The organism is Rhodococcus sp. NPDC004095 (assembly GCF_053604015.1).
Window position 1 is genome coordinate 1 of sequence record NZ_JBSGGS010000031.1, and the last position, 1,232, is coordinate 1,232.

Genomic DNA, 1,232 nt, shown 5'->3' on the forward strand with positions numbered 1-1,232 from the left:
CTGACGGCGATGCAGATCCGCGAGCTTCCCCGCGGTCGTGTGGATATCGGGGACATTCGACGCCGCGGTGGCGGCGGACTCCTGGACGCTGGTCATGGACAGAGAGCATATCGGCAGGTCCGGGCGCCGGATGCGACAGGGCGGTCGACGTCGAGTCGATCAACTCAAGCTACTGGCGAGTATCGAATCGGGGTGGGGTTCGCGGGTCCGCACGGGGGCGCAGGCAGGGCGACACCGACCGGGCTCGCGCCCTACGCTCGACCCATGTACACGGACCTGAGCCGGCCACCTCTGAACGCCGACGCGCTGCGGACCGCCCTCGTGCGCGGCGGCGCCGACCCCCGCGCCTTCTACTCGACCCTCGATGTCGTCGCGGAGACCGGCTCCACCAACGCGGACCTGCTGGCCAGATCGGTCGACAGTGCCCTCGACCGTGCGGTGCTGATCGCCGAGTACCAGGACCACGGGCGAGGACGGCACTCCCGCAGTTTCGTGGCGCCGCCCCGGTCGTCGGTGTCGGTGTCGGTGCTGCTGCGGATGCCGGGGTTGCCGCTCGCGTCGATGGGCTGGTTTCCGCTGATGACCGGTCTCGCGGTGGTGGACGCACTTCGTACCGTGGCCGAGGTCGACGCGGAACTGAAGTGGCCGAACGACGTGCTGATCGGGGGCAAGAAGGTCGCGGGCATCCTCGCCGAGGTCGCCGCCACGTCCCCCGCGCCCGCGGTGGTGATCGGCGTCGGGCTCAACGTGACGATGACCGAAGCGGAGCTGCCGGTGCCGACTGCCACCTCGCTCCAGCTCGCCGGCGCGGCGACCACCGACCGGGGCACGCTCGCCCGGGCGCTTCTGCGTTCGCTGGCAGCACAGTTCACCGCGTGGCAGGAGGACGGGTGGCGCGTCGACGGTCTCGCGGCGGACTATCGGCGCCGCTGCGGCACCATCGGGCAGCGGGTGCGCGTGGAACTGCCGGGCAACGAGGAGCTGATCGGGACGGCCACCGATGTGGACCTGCAGGGCCGGGTGGTGGTGCAGCCCGACGGTTCCGGCGACGCGGTGCCGGTCTCGGCGGGCGACGTCACCCACCTGCGCCCGTACCCAGGTCCGGCATGACCGGCAGCGCATGCAAGAGCGGCGGGGTGCGCGGGGTCGCCGAATGTTCCACATCGTGGACCGGTTCGATCACCCCCTGCCGGGCGATCTCGGCGACCTGCTCGTAGAGCTGATCGACGATC

1 protein-coding gene is annotated in these 1,232 nt (G+C 71.1%); it reads left to right on the forward strand.

Annotated elements, in window-relative coordinates:
• The first annotated feature begins 264 nt into the window (after window positions 1-264).
• A complete protein-coding gene (locus ACWEPG_RS28390; RefSeq protein WP_450117269.1) occupies window positions 265-1,110 on the forward strand; it encodes a biotin--[acetyl-CoA-carboxylase] ligase in 846 nt (281 codons plus the stop codon).
• Window positions 1,111-1,232 lie beyond the last annotated feature (122 nt).

What these genes read in the sequence shown, in the direction of transcription:
- ACWEPG_RS28390 (WP_450117269.1), top strand. Translation starts at nt 265, where the DNA reads ATGTACACGGACCTGAGCCGGCCACCTCTGAACGCCGACGCGCTGCGG.